Origin of the sequence: Streptomyces sp. NPDC048270 (genome assembly GCF_040652335.1) — a bacterium.
Taxonomy (GTDB): Bacteria; Actinomycetota; Actinomycetes; order Streptomycetales; family Streptomycetaceae; genus Streptomyces.
In genome coordinates, this window is sequence record NZ_JBEZLV010000122.1 from 1 (window position 1) to 1,989 (window position 1,989).

Annotated in this window: 1 protein-coding gene; it reads left to right on the forward strand. The window is 74.6% G+C overall.

Annotated elements, in window-relative coordinates; translation table 11 throughout:
* Nucleotides 1-1,989 (forward strand): polyketide synthase dehydratase domain-containing protein (locus tag AB0D66_RS34495; RefSeq protein ID WP_362311092.1); only part of this gene is annotated, 1,989 nt, incomplete at both ends.

The window sequence follows — 1,989 nt, forward strand, 5'->3', positions numbered from 1 at the left end:
GGTGACCGGCCAGGTCGCCGACGGCACCGAGCTCGACGGCACGTACTGGTGCCGCAACCTGCGCGAGCCGGTCCGCTTCGACCGCGCCCTCGACCGGCTCCTGGACGACGGCCACGGCGTGTTCGTCGAGATCAGCGCCCACCCGGTGCTGTCGATGCCGCTGACCGACGGCAGCGCGGAGCGCGGCGGCATCGTCGTCGGCTCCCTCGCCCGGCAGCACGGCGAGCCGGCCCAACTGCTCCGCAACCTCGGCCTCCTCCACGTCCAGGGCCACGACCTCGGCTGGGACTTCGTCCTGGACTCCGGAAAGCTCGTACAGCTCCCCTCCTACGCCTTCCAGCGCGCGCACTACTGGATGGACGCCCCCAAGACCTCGGGCGACGTGCGCGGGGTCGGCCTCGATGTCTCCGAGCACCCGTGGCTCGGTGCCGTCACCTCCCTCGCCGACGGCGAAGGGCACCTCTTCACCGGCCGGATCTCCCTCGCCGAGCACCCCTGGCTGGCCGGTCACGCGGCCTTCGGGTCGGTCCTCGTCCCCGGCACCGGCCTGCTGGAGCTGGCCCTCACCGCCGCCCACCACGTCGGCGCCCCCGGTGTGGCCGAACTGGTCCTCACCGAGCCGCTGCTGCTCGGCACGGACGGCGCCGTCCGCCTCCAGGTCACCGTCGGCGCCCCCGAGAGCACCGGCCGCCGCCCGGTCACCGTCTACAGCCGCCCCGAGGGCAGCGACGAGGAATGGCGCCGCCACGCCACCGGCGAACTCGCGGAGTCCGCGGAGGCCGCCCCTGTCCCGGCCGACGGCGATGCCGATGCATTCGCCGAGCTGGCGCAGTGGCCGGTCGCGGGCGCCGAGTCCGTCGCTCTCGACGGCTTCTACGAGGGCTTCCGCGAGCGCGGCCTGGACTACGGTCCCGCGTTCCAGGGCCTGACGGAACTGTGGCGCAAGGGCGACACCGCGTACGGACTCATCCGTCTGCCCGAGGGCCTGAGCGCCGGAGACTTCGGCGTCCACCCGGCCCTCCTGGACGCCGCGCTGCACACCCTCATGGGCGTCCGCGACGAAGAGGCCCGGCAGCGCGTGTTCATGCCGTTCGAATGGACCGGCGTGGAACTCCTCGCCGCCGGAGCCACCGAGCTGCGCGTACGCGTCGAGGTCGCCTCCGGCGCCGACGAGCACCTCACCCTCACCGTCGCCGACGGCGCCGGCCACCCCGTCGTCCGCACCCGCGGCCTCGCCATCCGCGAGGCGAGCGCCGAGCAGATCCGCGCCGGCGAGCGGGCCGAGCACCTGTACCACGTCGAGTTCCGCCCCACCCGGACCCCGGGCGACGCGGAGCCGGCCGGGGAGACCTGGATCCTCGAAGGCGACGCCGCATTCGCCGCCCCCCTCGGCGCGCAGGCGTTCGCGGACGCCGACGCGCTCCTGGCGCACCTCGCCGAAGGAGTCGACGCCCCGGCCCGCGTCCTCGTGGACGCCACCGGCGACGCTCCCGCCGCCGACGCCCGCGAGCTGACCGCCGCCGCGCTCGGCACCCTCCAGCTCCTGCTGGCCGAACCGCGCCTGGAACAGACCGAGCTGGTCTGGCTGACCCGCTCCGCCGTTAACGGCGTTAACGCCGTTAACGCCGAAGACGGAGGCGCCGCGGGCGACAGCCTGACCGGCCTGGCCCACGCCGCGCTGTGGGGCCTGCTGCGCGCGGCGCGCGCCGAGCACGCCGACCGTGTGATCCGCCTCATCGACCTCGGCGCCGACCCCGCCCGGGACGACCTCGAGCTGGCCCCGGCCCTCACCCTCACCGACGAGCCCGAACTCGCCCTCCGTGACGGGGAGATCCGGGCCGCCCGCCTCGTCCGCACGGCCAAGGCGTCCGAAGCCCCGCGCCTGGACGCCGATGGATCCGTCCTGGTGACGGGTGGTACCGGTGAGTTGGGCCGGGCGGTTGCCCGTCATCTGGTGTCGGTGCACGGCGTACGTCATCTCGTACTGAC